A 16,616-nucleotide genomic window follows, 5' to 3' on the forward strand; every position below is an offset into this window, starting at 1 on the left:
GCGTAGCATGCGAGGTCTTGGGTTGGTGGAGTAATGCGCGGTGTTGGATTTAGCGATTTATCTGGTATTGGGCGCAGCCCTCGGCACGGTCGGCGGGTTGTTCGGCATTGGCGGTGGGCTGATTGCTATCCCGGTGCTCGGCGTGCTGTTCGGCCTGGATCAACAGATTGCCCAGGGCACCGCGCTGGTCATGGTGGTGCCCAATGTGATGCTGGCGCTGTGGCGCTATCATCAGCGCAATCGCATCGAATTGCGCCACGCCTTACCCTTGGGCGTAATGGGTTTTATCTTCGCCTGGCTGGGATCGATCTGGGCGGTCGGCCTGGACGCCGGAGCGATGCGCATCGGCTTTATCGTGTTTTTGCTGGTGCTATCGGCCTACAACCTGGTGCGAATGTTCACGCGCAACGCACCAGCCACGGCGCAGATGCGCTACGGCTGGCCTTGGCTTGGCGTGCTGGGCGCGGCTTCCGGGTCCATGGGGGGCTTGTTCGGAGTGGGCGGCGCCGTGGTCGCCACGCCGGTGCTGACCAGCGTGTTCGGCACCACGCAGGTGGTCGCCCAAGGATTGTCCCTGGCGCTGGCGCTGCCCAGCACTGGCGTGACCCTGGTGACCTACGCCTGGCACCACGAAGTGGACTGGATGATCGGCTTGCCGCTGGCCATCGGCGGCCTGCTCAGCATCAGTTGGGGCGTGAAGGTCGCCCATGCCATGCCGGAACGCCTGCTACGCGGCCTGTTCTGCGCCTTCCTGGTGGTGTGCGCGGTGATGTTGACGTTTAAAGTCTGAAGCCCTCTCGGATGTAATCGGCCAGGCACTCGGTGATCGGCGAGGTCATGCTGACGTTGCGTAACAGGTGCAGGTTCATCGACGGCAGCGGCGGGAAGCCTTCGTCGCTGCCCAGTACGCGCAGTTCCTCGGTCACCAGGCTTTCCATGCAGATCATCACCGCCAGCCCGGCATTCACTACCGCCTGGATCGCCGCGACGTTGGAGCTGTGATACGCCAGGCGGTAGTCCCGTCCGGCCGCCTCCAGCGCGGCGCAGGTCCATTGGGTATAGACGCAATCGGTGCCGGAGACCGCCAGCGGCAGCGCATCATGTTCGTCCACGCAAAAGCACGGCGATGCCGCCCACACCATGCGTTCGGTACGCAGCAGCTCGCCGATTTCATGGCCCGGCTCGCGGCTGACCACGGTCAATGCCAGGTCCCGGCGCTGCATCAACACCGTGGACGACTCGCAGTGCATCTCGATCTGGATCAACGGGTATGCCTTGGAAAACGGCTTGAGAATGCCCGGCAGGAACCGCATTACGTAGTCGTCGGGCGTGCCGATGCGCACCAGCCCCACCATATGCGGCTCGCGCAAGGTGTTGAACACTTCGCTGTGCAGCTTGAGGATGCGTCGCGCATACCCCAGCAACACCTGGCCCTCGGGCGTCAACCGCACTTGGCGGCCATCGCGCTCGAACAGTTTGCGCTGCAGCACGTCTTCCTCCAGGCGCTTCATCTGCATGCTCACCGCCGACTGCGTGCGGTTGACCAGCTCTCCAGCGCGGGTGAACCCGCCGTGATCGGCGATGGCGACGAAGGTGCGCAGCACATCCGTATCAATGCTTGGGTAACCGGACAATTGATCAATCTCCGAGATGGATTGCATAAGAAACATTCGTTGGATTGATCATAGTGCCAAGCACACACTGGCGTCATCCCCAAGGGAGGGTGACGAGATGAAAGGTCAGAAAGGTTTTGTGCTGTTGGCGAAACGCCCGTTTGCCGGGCTATTTCAGGTGCTGAGCCGTTGGCAGGTACTGCATCAGGAGCGTCGGTTGCTGGCGAGCTTGAGCGATGACGCATTGAAGGACATCGGCCTCAACCGCGCCGATGTGGAGCGCGAGCGTCATCAGCATTTCTGGCAGGACCCGCTGCGAAAATAACCATGGATGCAGTAGGGTAGGCGGCGAGCCCCCACGGAGACTGCCATGCCTGCCGACCTGTGTTTTTCCCTCAAACAAGCGCGACGCCTGGCGCTGGCAGCCCAAGGGTTTTCCGGGCGTCAGCCGCCGGCGTTGGTCAAGGCCACCCATGTCAATCGCTTGATCGAGCGACTCGGGGTGTTGCAGATCGACTCTGTCAATGCGCTGGTGCGTTCCCATTACCTGCCATTGTTTTCCAGGCTAGGCCAGTACTCACCGGCGTTGCTGGAGCACGCCGCCTGGAGCCAGGGGCGGCGACGTTCGCTGTTCGAATATTGGGGGCACGAAGCCTCATTACTGCCCATGGCGTTGTATCCATTGCTGCGCTGGCGCATGGCACGGGCTCAGCAGGGGCAGGGCATTTATACGCAGATGGCGCGCTTTGGCCGCGAACAGCAAGCCGTTATCCAGCGCGTGCTGAAGACGGTGGAACAACAGGGCGCGCTGGGTGCCGGCAGTCTGTCGACCCGCGAGGAACGTGCCGGCCCGTGGTGGGACTGGAGTGACGAAAAGCACGCGCTGGAATGGCTGTTTGCTGCGGGCCTGGTCACCGTTGCCGGTCGGCGTGGGTTCGAGCGCCTCTACGATTTGCCTGAACGGGTGATCCCCGACGCCATCCTGAACACCCAGGTGAGTGAAGCTGAAGCGCAACGTGGCCTGTTGTTGCACAGCGCCGCCGCGTTGGGGGTAGGTACTGAAAAAGACCTGCGCGATTACTTTCGTCTGGACCCCGCCGACAGCCGCATTCGCGTTGCCGAACTGGTGGAAGCGGGCCAGTTGCTCAATTGTCGGGTGCAGGATTGGAAGCAACCGGCGTATTGCCTGCCAGCCCCAACCGTGCCGCGCAAAGTGCCGGCCAGTGCCTTGCTGTCGCCGTTCGATTCGCTGATCTGGGAGCGCAGCCGCACCGAGCGGCTGTTCGATTTCCGCTACCGCCTGGAGATCTACACGCCGCAACACAAGCGCGTGTACGGCTACTACGTGCTGCCGTTTCTGCACAATGAACGCATCGCCGCCCGGGTTGACCTGCGCGCCGAACGCGCCCACTCACGCCTGGCGGTGCATGCAGTGCACGAAGAAGCGCCAGGTCTGGACGAGGAGGGGATGCAAGCGTTGGCCGTGAATTTGCGCCAGATGGCCGGCTGGCTGGGGTTGCAGCAGGTACAACTCAATTGCCAGAGGCCCAGTGCCGACCGATTGCGCAGCGCGATGATCGGCTTGGATGTTGGCCGTTAGGGCCTCATCGTGGGCAAGCCCACTCCCACATTGGAATGCAGGGTTCGATTGCAATGCATTCCCTGTGGGAGTGGGCTTGCCCACGAGGGCGTCGGCCCAGCCTCAGCGTTTGACCTGCTTCAACGTCTCGGCAATCAGGAACGCCAGCTCCAGCGACTGATCGGCATTCATCCGTGGGTCGCAGTGGGTGTGGTAGCGGTCTGACAAACCATCCTCGGTGATCGGCCGGGCGCCGCCGATGCATTCGGTGACGTTCTGCCCGGTCATCTCGATATGAATCCCGCCGGCATAGGTGCCCTCGGCCTGATGCACCTGGAAGAATGCCTTCACCTCCGCCAGGATCTGCGCAAAATCCCGGGTCTTGTAGCCGCTGCTGGCCTTGATGGTGTTGCCGTGCATCGGGTCGGAACTCCACAGCACTTGCTTGCCCTCGCGCTGCACGGCGCGGATCAGATTGGGCAGGTGGTCGCCGACCTTGCCGGCGCCCATGCGCGCAATCAGGTTGAGGCGGCCGGGGTCGTTGTCCGGGTTGAGAATGTCGATCAGGCGGATCAGATCGTCCGGGTCCATGCTTGGGCCGACCTTGACGCCGATCGGGTTATTCACCCCGCGTAGGAACTCGACGTGGGCGCCATCCAACTGACGGGTGCGGTCACCGATCCACAGCATATGGGCCGAGCAGTCGTAGTAATCGTTGGTCAGGCTGTCACGGCGCACGAAGGCTTGTTCGTAATTGAGCAGCAGCGCTTCGTGGGCGGTGAAGAAGCTGGTCTCGCGCAGTTGCGGCGAACTGTCCATGCCGCAGGCGCGCATGAACGCCAAGGTTTCGTCGATGCGGTCGGCCAGTTGGCTGTATTTGTCGGCCAGCGCGGAGTTGGCGATGAAGTCCAGGTTCCACTTGTGCACTTGGTGCAGGTCGGCAAACCCGCCCTGGGCGAAGGCGCGCAGCAGGTTGAGGGTGGCGGTGGACTGGTGGTAGGACTGCAGCAGCCGCTCCGGGTCCGGCACGCGGCTTTTTTCGTCGAAGCCAATGCCGTTGACGATATCGCCTCGGTAGGCGGGCAGGGTGATGCCATCGATGGTTTCATCGTTGGCCGAGCGCGGCTTGGCGAATTGACCGGCCATACGCCCGACTTTCACCACCGGGCAACCGGCAGCGAAGGTCATGACGATGGCCATCTGCAGCAGCACCTTGAAGGTGTCGCGGATTTTCGCGGCGGAGAACTCGGCAAAACTTTCGGCGCAGTCACCGCCCTGCAACAGGAAGGCGCGGCCTTGGGTCACTTCGGCAAACTGACGGCGCAACTCGCGGGCTTCCCCGGCGAACACCAGCGGCGGGTAGCTGGACAGGCTTTGCTCCACTTGCAACAGGTGCGCTGCATCCGGGTACTGGGGTTGTTGCTGGATCGGCAGGGCGCGCCAGCTCTCGGGGCTCCACGGTTGGCTCATCTTGAACTCGATTGGCTGATTGACGGTCGGGCGCCAATGTTATCAGCAATTAGTGCGTGACCTGTTGCCGCCGGTTGGCCGACAATCGCGCCTTTGCCCAGCGGTAAACCCTTTAGGAGCAGTGATGACAGAGGAGCGTGTCGAGCGCGTGCTGGCCGAGGTCCATGATGACTTCGGCATGATCCGAGTGCTCGAAGTGGCCGACTACCGGTTTCTCGAATTCGGCGATGCCATCGAGCAAAGCTGTGTGTTCACCGCCGACCCGAGCTGGCTGGAGTACGACTACACCCGCGCCATGCTGATCGGCGCGTTGTGCCACGAGCAGCCCGAGAGCGCGCTGTTCCTTGGCCTGGGCGCCGGTACGCTGACCCAGGCATGCCTCAAGTTCCTGCCGTTGGAGGATGTCGAAGCCATCGAACTGCGCCCCGATGTGCCGCGCCTGGCCATCGAATACATGGGTTTGGACGACGATCCGCGCCTGTATATCCGCATCGGCGATGCCCTGGAGTTGCTGGAAAGCGCCGAACCGGCCGATCTGGTGTTCGTCGACCTGTATACCGATGTGGGCCCCGGCGTTGGGCACCTGGCGTGGGCCTTTCTGGAGAACTGCCAGAAGAAACTCAACGCCGGCGGCTGGCTGGTGATCAACCAGTGGGCCACCGACGACGGCAAACCGCTGGGCGCGGCGTTGCTGCGCGGTTTGTATCACCGGCATTACTGGGAATTGCCGGTGAAGGAGGGCAACGTCATCCTGTTGGTGCCGTCGGAATTGGATCAAGAGCTGGACATGCAAGCACTCTCGGCTCGCGCCGAAGCGCTGGCAGTGCGATTGGGGTACTCGTTGCAGCCGCTGATCAAGGCGATTCGGCCGGCTACTTAGTCGTCTACATACCTTTGAACACGCCGGGGCGCTTTTCGAGCATGGCGCGTACGCCTTCCCTGGCATCCTCGCTGTTGAGCAACTGGTCGACCAGCGGTGGTAACGCGGCGGCGGCAGCGGTTTCGCCCTCGATGCGCGCCTGGCGTGCCGACATCAAGGTGGCCTGCACACCCAGCGGTGCCTGGCGTGCGATGCGGTTGGCCAGCTCGATGGCGCGGGGCAATAGGTCTTCGCTGGCCATGACCTCCTGCACCAGACCCAGGCGCAGGGCCTCGTGGGCGTCGAATTCATCGCCAGTGAGCAACCAGCGCATCGCGTTGCCCCAGCCGGCGATCTGATGGAAGCGTAATGTCGCACCGCCGAACGGAAAGATCCCACGTTGCACTTCCATTTGCGCAAAGCGCGTGTTGCTTGCGCACAGGTTGATATCCGCCGCCAGCATCAGCTCGATGCCTATGGTCAGGCAGTAGCCTTGTGCTGCGACGATGACCGGTTTACTCACCCTGGGGCCGGCGAACACGCCCCAGGGATCGCAGCCGCCCAACGGAGGTTGCCAGCCGCCGGCCATCACCGCCCTGACATTGGCCAGGTCCAGGCCGGCGGTGAAGTGCTCGCCGTGGGCAAACACTACCGCCACTCGTGCCTGGTCGTTTCGATCAAATTCGCCATAGGCCAGGCTCAACTCATTGAGCAGATCCAGATCAAAGGCGTTGCGCTTGGCCACCCGGTCAAGCCCCAGCAGCAGGACATGTCCCAGAAGTTCACGACTGACGCGGCTACTGCTGGCTTGATTCATGGGACGAACCCTCGGGTGTGGAGGAAGGTTTCAGACCGAAGGGGCCTGAAGGTCAGGTGAACCGTTTAAGCGTTCTGACCAGCAGGACCGGGCCTCTGAAAAATAGACCCTGCCGGTGTGATCTGCAAAAGTGGTGAGGCACTGCGGTTTATCGGTGTTCTCCGATAAAAAAAGCTCCCTTTTTCAGCTATTTCCGGTATAGTGCGCGCCGGCCTTTAACCGGGCCGCGTTTAGGTAGCGCAATTCCCCGAAGTCAGCTTCGGCTGCACGTCCGCACAGCGGACTCTCCCTTGACGAATCTTTTTCATTCATTCGTTTTCGCAAATCCCCGCCGACAAAGCAGCCAGGGCGACTCTTGAGTCTCAACACGGCATGCGCAGCTTTGGAGCATGGGTCTTTGCGGATGCACTCAGAGGCAGACCCATGACCCAGGAAACCGGCGGCTTCGCCGCTTTTAATCTTAATCCGAACATTCTTGCAGCCGTCGCAGCGACCGGCTACGAAGAACCTTCGGCTATTCAGCAGCAATCGATCCCAATCATCATGGCCGGTAAGGACATGATTGGCCAGGCGCAAACCGGTACCGGTAAAACCGCCGCGTTTGCCCTGCCTATCCTGCATTGCATCGATCCTGCCAAGCGCGAACCGCAAGCCCTGATCCTGGCGCCAACCCGTGAGTTGGCGCTGCAAGTAGCAACCGCTTTTGAAACCTACGCCAAGCAAATGCCTGGTGTAACCGTTGTGGCCGTTTACGGCGGCGCGCCGATGGGCCCACAACTGAAAGCCATCCGTAATGGCGCACAGATCGTTGTCGCCACCCCGGGCCGTCTGTGCGACCACCTGCGTCGTGACGAGAAAGTCCTGTCGACCGTGAACCACTTGGTTCTCGACGAAGCTGACGAAATGTTGAAGCTGGGCTTCATGGACGATCTGGAAGTCATCTTCAAGGCTCTGCCAGCCACCCGTCAGACCGTACTGTTCTCGGCCACGCTGCCTCAGTCGATCCGTGCCATTGCCGAACGCCACCTGCGCGATCCGGAGCACGTGAAGATCCAGACCAAGACTCAGACCGTTACCGCGATCGAACAGGCTCACCTGTTGGTTCACGCTGACCAGAAGACCTCGGCTGTATTGAGCCTGCTGGAAGTCGAAGACTTCGACGCCCTGATCATGTTCGTGCGCACCAAGCAAGCGACCCTGGATCTGGCCAGTGCCCTGGAAGCCAAAGGCTACAAGGCCGCTGCGCTGAACGGTGACATCGCCCAGAACCAACGTGAGCGCGTGATCGACTCCCTCAAGGATGGCCGTCTGGACATCGTTGTGGCGACCGACGTTGCTGCTCGCGGCCTCGACGTTCCACGTATCACCCACGTGTTCAACGTTGACATGCCGTACGATCCGGAATCCTACGTTCACCGTATCGGCCGTACCGGCCGTGCCGGTCGCGAAGGTCGTGCCTTGCTGCTGGTGACGCCGCGTGAGCGCCGCATGCTGCAAGTGATCGAGCGTGTGACCGGTCAGAAGGTGGCCGAAGTCCGCCTGCCGGATGCCCAGGCCGTTCTCGATGCCCGCATCAAGAAACTGACCAACAGCCTGGCACCCCTGGTGGCTGACGCTGAATCGACCCACGGCGACTTGCTGGACCGCCTGACCGCCGATATCGGTTGCACCCCGCGTGCTCTGGCCGCCGCACTGCTGCGCAAGGCCACCAACGGTCAGGCCCTGACCCTGGCCGCCATAGAGAAAGAACGCCCACTGGTTCCGAACAGCGCCCCGCGCGGTGATCGTCCAGAGCGTTCCGGCGACCGTCCGGACCGTGGTGATCGTGAGCGTCGCGCTCCGGTGCCATTGGCCGAAGGCCGTGCCCGTTGCCGTACCGCGCTGGGTGCGCGTGACGGTATCGCTGCCAAGAACCTGCTGGGCGCTATCCTCAACGAGGGTGGCCTGGCGCGTGAGGCTATCGGTCGCATTCAGGTCCGTGACAGCTTCTCCCTGGTGGAGCTGCCGGAAGACGGTCTGGAAAAACTGCTGGCCAAGCTGAAAGACACTCGCGTTGCCGGTAAGCAGCTGAAGCTGCGTCGCTACCGCGAAGATTGATCGGCCCTTGGGCTGATTGATCGAAAATAAAAAATCCCCGACTGGTTCGGGGATTTTTTTTGCCTGACTTTACGGTTAGTCGAATCGGTAGATGTCCATGCCGAGCGCGCCCATCGTGAAGCCTTGGTGCGCCACACCGAACGTGCCGCCGGCGCCACGCGCGAAGAACAACGGCAACAGGTGTTCGTCGCTCGGATGGCTGCGCACGGCATAGGGCGCCTGGCGACGGTAGTCATGCAGGGCCGCTTCATCATTGGCCGCCAGTTTATCCACCACCCAATCGCGGAACTCCCGCGCCCAGGGCTCGATGCTCTCCGGTCCCGCGTGCCAGTCCAGTTCACCCAGGTTATGGGTGATGCTGCCGGAACCGATCAGCAACACGCCTTGGCTGCGCAGGCCCGCAAGGGCGTGGCCAATGCGAGTTTGCAGGGCAGGGCCCATACGACTGGGAAGGGAAACTTGCACCACGGGAATGTCGGCTGCCGGGTACATCAGCGAGAGCGGCACCCAAGTGCCATGATCAAAAGGGCGGCGCTCATCGACTCTCGCATTCAAGCCGTCGGCGTGGAGCAATGCGACAACTTCGCTGGCCAACTGCGGGTCCCCTGGCGCCGGGTACTGCACGGCGAACAGCTCGCGGGGAAAACCGCCGAAGTCGTGCCAGGTTTGCGGGGCGGCACTGCCGCTGACCAGTAATTCCTCGCTTTCCCAGTGGGCCGACACAACTACAATGGCCTTCGGTCTGGGCAATTGCGCGGCGAGGCGCTGCAGGGCAGGACCGCTGGCGCCAGGTTGCAGGGCCAGCATGGGCGAGCCATGGGAGATAAACAGGCTAGGGAGCATTTGAAGGGTCCTGAGCGTTAACATGGGCCCATCTTCAATCAGATCATTGATCTAAATCTAATATAAGTTTTAGCAGTATTTGATCGAATTTTTGGAGTGATCCATGGAACCTGAGTTTTGGCATGACCGTTGGGCGACCAACCAGATCGGCTTTCATCAGTCCGACATCAATCCTTATTTGCTGCGGCATTGGCCCTCACTGGCCCTGGCTCACGGTGCTCAGGTGTTGGTGCCGCTGTGCGGCAAGAGCCTGGACCTGATATGGCTGGCCAGTCTGGGGCATCGGGTGCTTGGGGTGGAGCTATCGGAACAGGCTGTGCAGACGTTCTTCAGTGAGCAGGGGCTGCACCCGCGAATTCATCAGCATGGTGCGTTCACGGTGTATCAGGCTGGGTTGATCGAGGTGTGGTGCGGTGACTTCTTTGCATTGGACGCCGAGGTGTTGGCCGACTGCGCTGCGTTGTATGACCGTGCCGCGTTGATCGCTTTGCCGCCGTTGATGCGGGCACGTTATGCAGCGCACTTGAATCGTTGCCTGCGTGCGGGCTGTGAGGGCCTGTTAATCACCTTGGATTACGACCAGGCGCTGAAAGCCGGTCCGCCCTTTGCGGTCACGCAGGATGAGGTGAGGGTGTTGCTCGCGTCGCACTGGACGCTGCAAGTGCTGGAGGAGCAAGACATTCTGGGCGAGAGCTGGAAATTCGTGCAGGACGGCGTGCCGCGCCTGGACGAACGCGCATACCGACTGACCAGGGTGTAAATCGCGCCCACTAAAAAGGGGCGATCAGATCGCCCCTTTTCGGTATTGCCGGTTGCCGTCAGCCGCGACGACGCAAGGCGTCGATGCGCTCTTCCAGCGGTGGGTGGCTCATAAACATGCGAGCCAGGCCCTGTTTGATGCCGCCGTTGATGCCGAAGGCGGTCAGGCTGTCCGGCATATGCACCGGCAGGCCCTGTTCGGAGCGCAGGTGTTGCAGCGCTGCGATCATCGCCCCGGTGCCGGCCAGGCGTGCACCGGCTTCGTCCGCGCGGAATTCGCGTTTGCGCGAGAACCACATCACGATGGCGCTGGCCAGGAAGCCGAGTACCACTTCCGCGAAGATGGTCGCCACGAAGTAGGCAATGCCACGGCCTTCTTCGTTCTTGAAGATCACCTTGTCGACGAAGTTACCGATGATCCGTGCGAAGAACATCACGAAGGTGTTCACCACGCCCTGGACCAGTGCGAGGGTGACCATGTCACCGTTGGCCACGTGGCCGATCTCGTGGGCCAGCACGGCCTTCACTTCATCGTACGAGAAGCGTTCGAGCATGCCCTGACTCACGGCAACGAGCGCGTCGTTCTTGTTCCAGCCGGTCGCGAAGGCGTTGGCTTCATAGGCCGGGAAAATTCCGACTTCAGGCATCTTGATGCCCGCCTCGCGGGACAGCTGTTCAACGGTTTGCAGTAACCATTGTTCGTGGCGGGTACGGGGCTGAGTGATGACCTGGGTGCTGGTACTCATCTTCGCCATCCACTTGGAGATGAACAGCGAGAAGAGCGAGCCGGCAAAACCAAAGACCGCACAGAAAATCAGCAGCTGATTGAGGTTCAGGTCAACCCCATTGGCCGCCATGAACCCGTTGAAGCCAAAAAGGCTCAGGGTGACGCTGGCAATCAGCACGACCGCCAGGTTAGTGGCCAAAAACAGCAGGATGCGCATCATGGTTGTAGAGTTCTCCTCATGCTTAATATGTTGCGTACTGCGGGGTATATAAGGTGCGTCATGGGGCTATTCAACCGAGCGACTATTTCAAACTGTGTCCTACAGCATGAATGTAGAGCCTTGAAGGGATTTTCCCACATGAAACACCGCTCGATATCTGTCCTTAGTTGCCATATTTCCCCATGATTATAGGGAGATGGGGGCAAATAACAGGTTAACGCAGTAAGTGGGGAGGGTGGCGGAATAGAAGTGTTGCCAGATGCTCGCTGTACGACCGGATCTCGGCCGTACAGCGACGTTTCACTACTGGCGATAAGACTTCAGGAAGTTGCCGATACGACCGATGGCCATCTCCAAGTCATCCACGCGCGGCAAGGTGACGACGCGGAAGTGATCCGGCCATGGCCAGTTGAATGCCGTGCCCTGTACGACCAGCAGTTTTTCCGATAGCAGCAGGTCGAGCACGAATTTCTCGTCGTTGAGAATCGGGCAGACTTTCGGATCGATCCGTGGGAAGGCGTACAGCGCGCCCATGGGTTTGACGCAACTGACGCCAGGGATGGCGTTGAGCAGCTCCCAGGTGCGGTTGCGCTGTTCCAGCAGCCGGCCTTGTGGCAGCACCAGGTCGTTGATGCTTTGATAGCCGCCCAGGGCGGTCTGGATCGCATGCTGGCTCGGAACGTTGGCACACAGGCGCATATTGGCCAGTATGTCGATGCCTTCAATGTAGCTCTGGGTGTTGTGCTTGGGGCCGGAGATGGCGATCCAACCGGAGCGGAAACCCGCCACGCGGTAGGACTTGGACAGGCCGTTGAAGGTCAGGCACAACAGGTCCGGCGCCAGGGAGGCGGTGCACACATGTACGGCATCGTCGTACAGGATCTTGTCGTAGATTTCGTCGGAGAACACCACCAGGTTGTGCTGGCGCGCCAGTTCGAGCATACCCAGCAGCACTTCCTTGGAATACACCGCGCCGGTAGGGTTGTTCGGGTTGATGATCACCAGCGCCTTGGTGTTCGGGGTGATCTTGGCCTTGATGTCGGCCAGGTCCGGAAACCAGTTGGCGCCTTCGTCACACAGGTAGTGAACGGGGTGGCCGCCGGCCAGGGTCACGGCGGCGGTCCACAATGGGTAATCAGGCGCAGGTACCAGCACTTCGTCGCCGTTGTTGAGCAAGGCCTGCATGGACATCACGATCAGCTCGGACACGCCGTTGCCCAGGTAGATGTCCTCGATGCCGACGCCTTCCACCTGCTTCTGCTGGTAGTACTGCATCACCGCCTTGCGCGCGCTGAACAGGCCTTTGGAGTCGCTGTAGCCTTGGGCGGTGGGCAGGTTGCGGATCACGTCTTGGAGGATTTCGTCCGGCGCTTCGAAACCAAACGGCGCCGGGTTGCCAATGTTCAGCTTGAGGATGCGATGGCCTTCCTCTTCCAGGCGTTTGGCGTGCTTGAGCACTGGGCCGCGAATGTCGTAGCAGACGTTGGCGAGCTTGTTCGATTTGCTGACCTGCATGGCGATGTGATCCTGAAAATGAACGATCCAGACGGTGTGGGCACTACCGTACTGTGAAGGCTGCGAGGCCCGCACCCAGAAATACGTTTGAATGCCGGTAGCGCGGGTGCCAGACTGGCGTTTTGAAGAGGCGCAATCATACGTGCCGCCTGATCCATGGAAAAGACACAGATCAGGGTTTTTCAGTTGCCGAGGTGTACCGATGGATAAGTTGCAGAAAACCGTTGAAGAATGGAAAGCGATGCTCGATCCGGAGCAGTACAACGTATGTCGCCTCAAAGGTACCGAGCGACCTTTCAGCGGCAAGTACAACGACACCAAAACGGACGGCGTGTACCACTGCATTTGCTGCAATGAGCCGCTGTTCGATTCCAAGGCCAAGTTTGACTCGGGCTGCGGCTGGCCCAGCTTCTACGAGCCGATCGCCGACAGCGCCATGATCGAGATCCGGGACGTCAGCCACGGCATGATCCGTACCGAAGTCACCTGCGCCAAGTGCGATGCGCATCTGGGGCATGTGTTCCCCGATGGTCCGCCACCGACCGGTTTGCGCTACTGCATCAATTCGGTGTGCCTGGATCTGGTGCCTCGTTGAAGTGAGTAGGTAGCGCGTCGGGAGTGAGTGGCGAGATGGCTCGCTCCCAGTCATAAACCTGATCGAGCATGATCAATGCGCTCAATTAAGTTGTGTGCAATTGAATCGCTCGCTATGTTGTGGGCTCTTCCCCCGACACGAGGCACAGCCATGAGCGACAACCTGCTGAGTATTCCCTGCACCACCATCAAGGGTGAGCAAAAGACCTTGGCCGATTTCGCCGGCAAGGCCGTGCTGGTGGTCAACACCGCCAGCAAATGCGGCTTCACCCCGCAGTACAAGGGCCTTGAGCAACTCTGGCAACAGTACAAGGATCAGGGGCTGGTGGTATTGGGGTTCCCTTGCAACCAGTTCGGCAAGCAGGAGCCGGGTGACGAAGGGGCGATTTCTGAATTCTGTGAGCTGAACTACGGTGTCAGCTTCCCGCTGTTCAAGAAAATCGACGTCAATGGCAGCGATGCCCATCCTTTATTTGTGCAATTGAAACTGCAGGCCCCCGGTTTGCTGGGTTCCAAGGGGATCAAATGGAACTTCACCAAGTTCCTGATCGGTCGCAATGGTCAGGTGGTCAAGCGCTTCGGCCCGACCACCAAACCTCAGGACTTGACCCAAGAGATCGAAGCCCTGCTCAAATGACTAACCCACCCCTTGTGTCCCTGGCCCTGGACAACCAGTTGTGTTTCAAGCTCTACGCGGCGTCGCGGGCGGTAACCCGTGCCTACAAGTCGATGCTGGATCCATTGGGCCTGACCTATCCGCAATACCTGGTGATGCTGGTGTTGTGGGAGTGGCATGACGCCCCTCCGGCGCAGCCTACGGTCAAGGCGCTGGGGGACCGTCTGATGCTCGACTCGGGCACCCTCACGCCGTTGCTCAAACGTCTTGAACAACTGGCTTGGGTGCAGCGGCAGCGCAGTACCAGGGATGAGCGGGAAGTGCATTTGAGCTTGAGTGAGGCCGGCGTGCATCTGCGCGAGCGGACTTACCAGATGAAGACGCGACTGTTGTGCGACAGCGGCATCGACCTGAACCAGGCGGACGACCTGCGCGATGGCCTGGACCAATTGCTTGGGCAGATCAGAGCGCTGTCGTCTTCGGCACCCACAGATCCAGCAGGGCATTGAGTTCTTCGCGACGGAAAGGCTTGGCCAGGTAGTCGTTCATCCCGGCGGCGCGGCAGCGTTCGCGTTCTTCGGACATAGCATTGGCGGTCAACGCCACGATCGGCAGGTCCGGCCAGCGTCCACTGCTGCGGATCTGCCGACTGGCCTCGTAGCCATCCATCACCGGCATATTGCAATCCATCAGCACCATGTCGAAGTGTTGCTCTTCCAGGCACTTAAGCGCTTCGCCACCATGGCCGGCCACGACCACCTCACAGCCCAACTTGCTGAGCATGCCCTTGGCCACCAGTTGGTTGACCGGATTGTCCTCCACCAACAGGATGCGCGCGCGGTGCGCTACAGGTGCGGACTCCACTTGGATCGGATCGAGGATCAGGTGCCCATCGCTGCGCAAGGTGCGTTTTAGAATCTGATACAGCGCGTTGCGGCTCAAGGGGCGGGCCTGTTGCTGCAACGGCGCGAGTGCGGCCACTTCTTCGCTGGGCATAAAGTTGCCGTACGCCGTTACCACCAGAATCGGTGCGGTAATGCCCGGCCGCAGTCGGAACAGGCACTCCGGGCAGTCAGTGATCAGCAGGTCCGGGGTTTCTCCGCTCAAATCATGGTCCTGGGCGTAACAGCGTGGCGTCAGCCCCCAGTAGGGCAGGAGCGTGGTCAGTAGTTCCGTGAGGCCGCTGCTGGCATTGGTGATGGCGATCACATCACCGCTGAGCGGCGGCGGCTGCACCGCCGGCAAATGTGCCGGCAGCGGCAGCTCGGCGCAGAATTGGCTGCCAAAGCCGACCTCCGAGCTGATGCTCAAGCGCCCCTGCATGGCTTCACACAGGTTTCGCGTCAGTGCCAGACCCAGGCCCGTACCGCCAAACTGGCGAGTGATGCCAGCGCCGGCCTGGGTAAACGGTTGGAAAATTTTTACCTGAGCTTCCTGCGCGATGCCGATGCCGGTGTCGCAGACTTCAATGTGGACCTTGCCCTCCTGAACGCTGAGACGCACATCCACGCGCCCGAAGCGGGTGAACTTGAGGGCGTTGGACAGCAAGTTGCTGACGATCTGCCGCACGCGCGTCGGGTCGCCCAGCACTTGGGCCGGAAACCTCGGGTCGATCAGGCAGGTCAGCTCTACGCTAGGCGCGGCGTTCTGCGACAGCAGGTTGGCGGTGTCTTCCACCAGCGCGCCCAAATCGAATGGAATGCGCTCCAGTTCCAACTGGCCGGCATCGAATTTGGACAGGTCGAGGATATCGTTGAGCAACTCCACCAGCACTTTGCCCGAATCGTGGGCGATGGACAGTTGCTGACGCTGCTCGGCGTTCAAGCTGCTGTCCAGCGACAGCGCGATCATGCCCAGCAAGCCGTTGAGCGGGGTGCGGATTTCGTGGCTCATGTTCGCCAGGAACGCCGCGCGGGCCTGAGCCATGCCCAGGGCATGCATTTTGGCCGCCTCCAACTCGTCGTTGGACTGGCTCAGCCGCTGGTTACTGGCCTTGAGTTCCAGGGTACGAGCGGAGACGATATCTTCCAGTTGGCCCAGGTATTCGGTCAGCCGGTCTTCGGCGTGGCGGCGCTGCTGGATTTCAGTCTGCATGTTTTCGAATTGCTGGTTGGCCACGGTGACCAGTACGCCGATTTCGTCATTTTCGTGCCCGGGCGGGCAGTCCAGACGCGTGTGTTTGCGCGTGCTCAATTCGCCAATGATGCGTACCAGTGGTTTGGTCAGCATCACATAGAACAGCCCCAACAGGATGCCGGTCAGCAGCAGGCTGCGCACAAAGCCATTGAGCAGTGTGATCTCGGCGCGCCGCAGGAAGCGGCTGCCGAAAGCGTAGGTATCGACGTCCAGACGCAGCACACCCAGTGAGTCGTTGGGCATATGGCTCAGGTAGAGCCGGTCCTCAAATTGGCGATTGGCGCCAAACATCAGGTCGCTGAGGGCGCGGTAGGTGCTTTCCTTGCGCGGCCGTTTTACATCGGCCAGCACCAGGCCGTTGTTGTCGATCAACTGCGCGCGAATGATGGCGGGGGAGTGCAGCAGGCCCAAGGTGAGTTCCTGCGCCAGCTCGGCGTCGATGTTGTAGGCAATACGCGATGCCGGGTTATGGCTGATTTCGATCAGCGAGCGAATTTCACGGTTGATGGATGCGTCTTCGCTGGCATAATCAATGCCGATTTGGATCAGACTGAGCAAGGTTCCCAAGACGAAACCGACCAGCACAGTCAATCGGGCTTGTTTATAAGACAAGCGGTGGGCGAACTTGATATCCATCGAGTGTTGAACCACTTCACGTTTCCCTTCGCCCGGCAAGCATAGCTGAACATCCACAGGCTCTGGCCTGCCCGGCATGAATCGTTTTATACGCAGCCCCTTGCGGTCTGTCGCAGGGTTGCCAATACGCCATCT

General features: G+C 60.7%; 16 protein-coding genes. 9 read left to right on the top strand and 7 right to left on the bottom strand.

Annotated features, from left to right (window positions below):
* Window positions 1–40 precede the first annotated feature (40 nt).
* Window positions 41–790 carry a sulfite exporter TauE/SafE family protein gene (locus HRH33_RS09480; RefSeq protein WP_034112589.1) on the top strand — a complete coding sequence of 250 codons (750 nt, stop codon included), beginning with the start codon at window positions 41–43 and terminating at the stop codon, window positions 788–790.
* Here HRH33_RS09480 and HRH33_RS09485 read toward each other — a convergent pair.
* The gene (locus HRH33_RS09485; protein WP_173603436.1) at window positions 780–1,661 is read right to left on the bottom strand and encodes a LysR family transcriptional regulator; all 882 of its coding nucleotides are present in this window, start codon (window positions 1,659–1,661) and stop codon (window positions 780–782) included. The genes HRH33_RS09480 and HRH33_RS09485 overlap by 11 nt on opposite strands.
* 70 nt (window positions 1,662–1,731) lie before the next feature.
* Between HRH33_RS09485 and HRH33_RS09490 the strand changes: the two genes are divergently transcribed.
* Together HRH33_RS09490 and HRH33_RS09495 are read left to right on the top strand one after the other, a co-directional pair.
* Window positions 1,732–1,938: a DUF1127 domain-containing protein gene (locus tag HRH33_RS09490; protein WP_034137513.1), complete on the top strand. Its 207-nt coding sequence runs from the start codon at window positions 1,732–1,734 to the stop codon at window positions 1,936–1,938.
* Between the two features lie 45 nt (window positions 1,939–1,983).
* Entirely contained in the window at window positions 1,984–3,213 is a 1,230-nt protein-coding gene (locus tag HRH33_RS09495) for a winged helix-turn-helix domain-containing protein (protein ID WP_167417596.1), read from the top strand.
* A gap of 102 nt (window positions 3,214–3,315) precedes the next feature.
* Here the strand turns inward: HRH33_RS09495 and HRH33_RS09500 are convergent, their stop codons facing one another.
* Window positions 3,316–4,662 (bottom strand): class II 3-deoxy-7-phosphoheptulonate synthase, encoded by a 1,347-nt coding sequence (locus tag HRH33_RS09500; RefSeq protein ID WP_034137515.1) that lies wholly within the window; start codon window positions 4,660–4,662, stop codon window positions 3,316–3,318.
* Between the two features lie 124 nt (window positions 4,663–4,786).
* Here HRH33_RS09500 and HRH33_RS09505 point away from each other — a divergent pair, with 124 nt between their 5' ends.
* The gene (locus HRH33_RS09505) at window positions 4,787–5,542 is read left to right on the top strand and encodes a spermidine synthase (protein WP_167417595.1); all 756 of its coding nucleotides are present in this window, start codon (window positions 4,787–4,789) and stop codon (window positions 5,540–5,542) included.
* 4 nt (window positions 5,543–5,546) lie between these two features.
* Here HRH33_RS09505 and HRH33_RS09510 read toward each other — a convergent pair whose 3' ends face one another.
* The gene (locus HRH33_RS09510) at window positions 5,547–6,338 is read right to left on the bottom strand and encodes a crotonase/enoyl-CoA hydratase family protein (RefSeq protein WP_034137517.1); all 792 of its coding nucleotides are present in this window, start codon (window positions 6,336–6,338) and stop codon (window positions 5,547–5,549) included.
* A gap of 423 nt (window positions 6,339–6,761) precedes the next feature.
* Here HRH33_RS09510 and HRH33_RS09515 point away from each other — a divergent pair, with 423 nt between their 5' ends.
* A complete protein-coding gene (locus tag HRH33_RS09515) occupies window positions 6,762–8,435 on the top strand; it encodes a DEAD/DEAH box helicase (protein ID WP_014717677.1) in 1,674 nt (557 codons plus the stop codon).
* A gap of 75 nt (window positions 8,436–8,510) precedes the next feature.
* Here the strand turns inward: HRH33_RS09515 and HRH33_RS09520 are convergent, their stop codons facing one another.
* Window positions 8,511–9,278 (bottom strand): DODA-type extradiol aromatic ring-opening family dioxygenase, encoded by a 768-nt coding sequence (locus tag HRH33_RS09520; protein WP_034112660.1) that lies wholly within the window; start codon window positions 9,276–9,278, stop codon window positions 8,511–8,513.
* A gap of 103 nt (window positions 9,279–9,381) precedes the next feature.
* Here HRH33_RS09520 and HRH33_RS09525 point away from each other — a divergent pair, with 103 nt between their 5' ends.
* Window positions 9,382–10,038: a thiopurine S-methyltransferase gene (locus tag HRH33_RS09525; protein WP_034096600.1), complete on the top strand. Its 657-nt coding sequence runs from the start codon at window positions 9,382–9,384 to the stop codon at window positions 10,036–10,038.
* Between the two features lie 58 nt (window positions 10,039–10,096).
* Here HRH33_RS09525 and htpX read toward each other — a convergent pair whose 3' ends face one another.
* Together htpX and HRH33_RS09535 are read right to left on the bottom strand one after the other, a co-directional pair.
* Window positions 10,097–10,984: a protease HtpX gene (htpX, locus tag HRH33_RS09530; RefSeq protein ID WP_034096601.1), complete on the bottom strand. Its 888-nt coding sequence runs from the start codon at window positions 10,982–10,984 to the stop codon at window positions 10,097–10,099.
* A 303-nt stretch (window positions 10,985–11,287) separates the two neighbouring features.
* A complete protein-coding gene (locus tag HRH33_RS09535; protein ID WP_167417594.1) occupies window positions 11,288–12,499 on the bottom strand; it encodes a pyridoxal phosphate-dependent aminotransferase in 1,212 nt (403 codons plus the stop codon).
* Between the two features lie 202 nt (window positions 12,500–12,701).
* On the opposite strand from HRH33_RS09535, the gene msrB reads away from it, so the two are divergent.
* From msrB to HRH33_RS09550, 3 genes are all read left to right on the top strand, one after another.
* A complete protein-coding gene (msrB, locus tag HRH33_RS09540) occupies window positions 12,702–13,094 on the top strand; it encodes a peptide-methionine (R)-S-oxide reductase MsrB (RefSeq protein WP_034096603.1) in 393 nt (130 codons plus the stop codon).
* 150 nt (window positions 13,095–13,244) lie between these two features.
* The gene (locus HRH33_RS09545; RefSeq protein WP_167417593.1) at window positions 13,245–13,730 is read left to right on the top strand and encodes a glutathione peroxidase; all 486 of its coding nucleotides are present in this window, start codon (window positions 13,245–13,247) and stop codon (window positions 13,728–13,730) included.
* Window positions 13,727–14,218, top strand: a complete 492-nt coding sequence (locus HRH33_RS09550) for a MarR family winged helix-turn-helix transcriptional regulator (protein ID WP_167417592.1) — start codon at window positions 13,727–13,729, stop codon at window positions 14,216–14,218. Before HRH33_RS09545 ends, HRH33_RS09550 begins: the two co-directional genes overlap by 4 nt.
* Here HRH33_RS09550 and HRH33_RS09555 read toward each other — a convergent pair.
* A complete protein-coding gene (locus HRH33_RS09555; RefSeq protein WP_167417591.1) occupies window positions 14,172–16,481 on the bottom strand; it encodes a response regulator in 2,310 nt (769 codons plus the stop codon). The two genes, HRH33_RS09550 and HRH33_RS09555, sit on opposite strands and share 47 nt — an antisense overlap.
* Window positions 16,482–16,616: the final 135 nt, after the last annotated feature.

It is taken from the genome of Pseudomonas rhodesiae, assembly GCF_013285305.1.
Lineage (GTDB): Bacteria > Pseudomonadota > Gammaproteobacteria > Pseudomonadales > Pseudomonadaceae > Aquipseudomonas > Aquipseudomonas rhodesiae.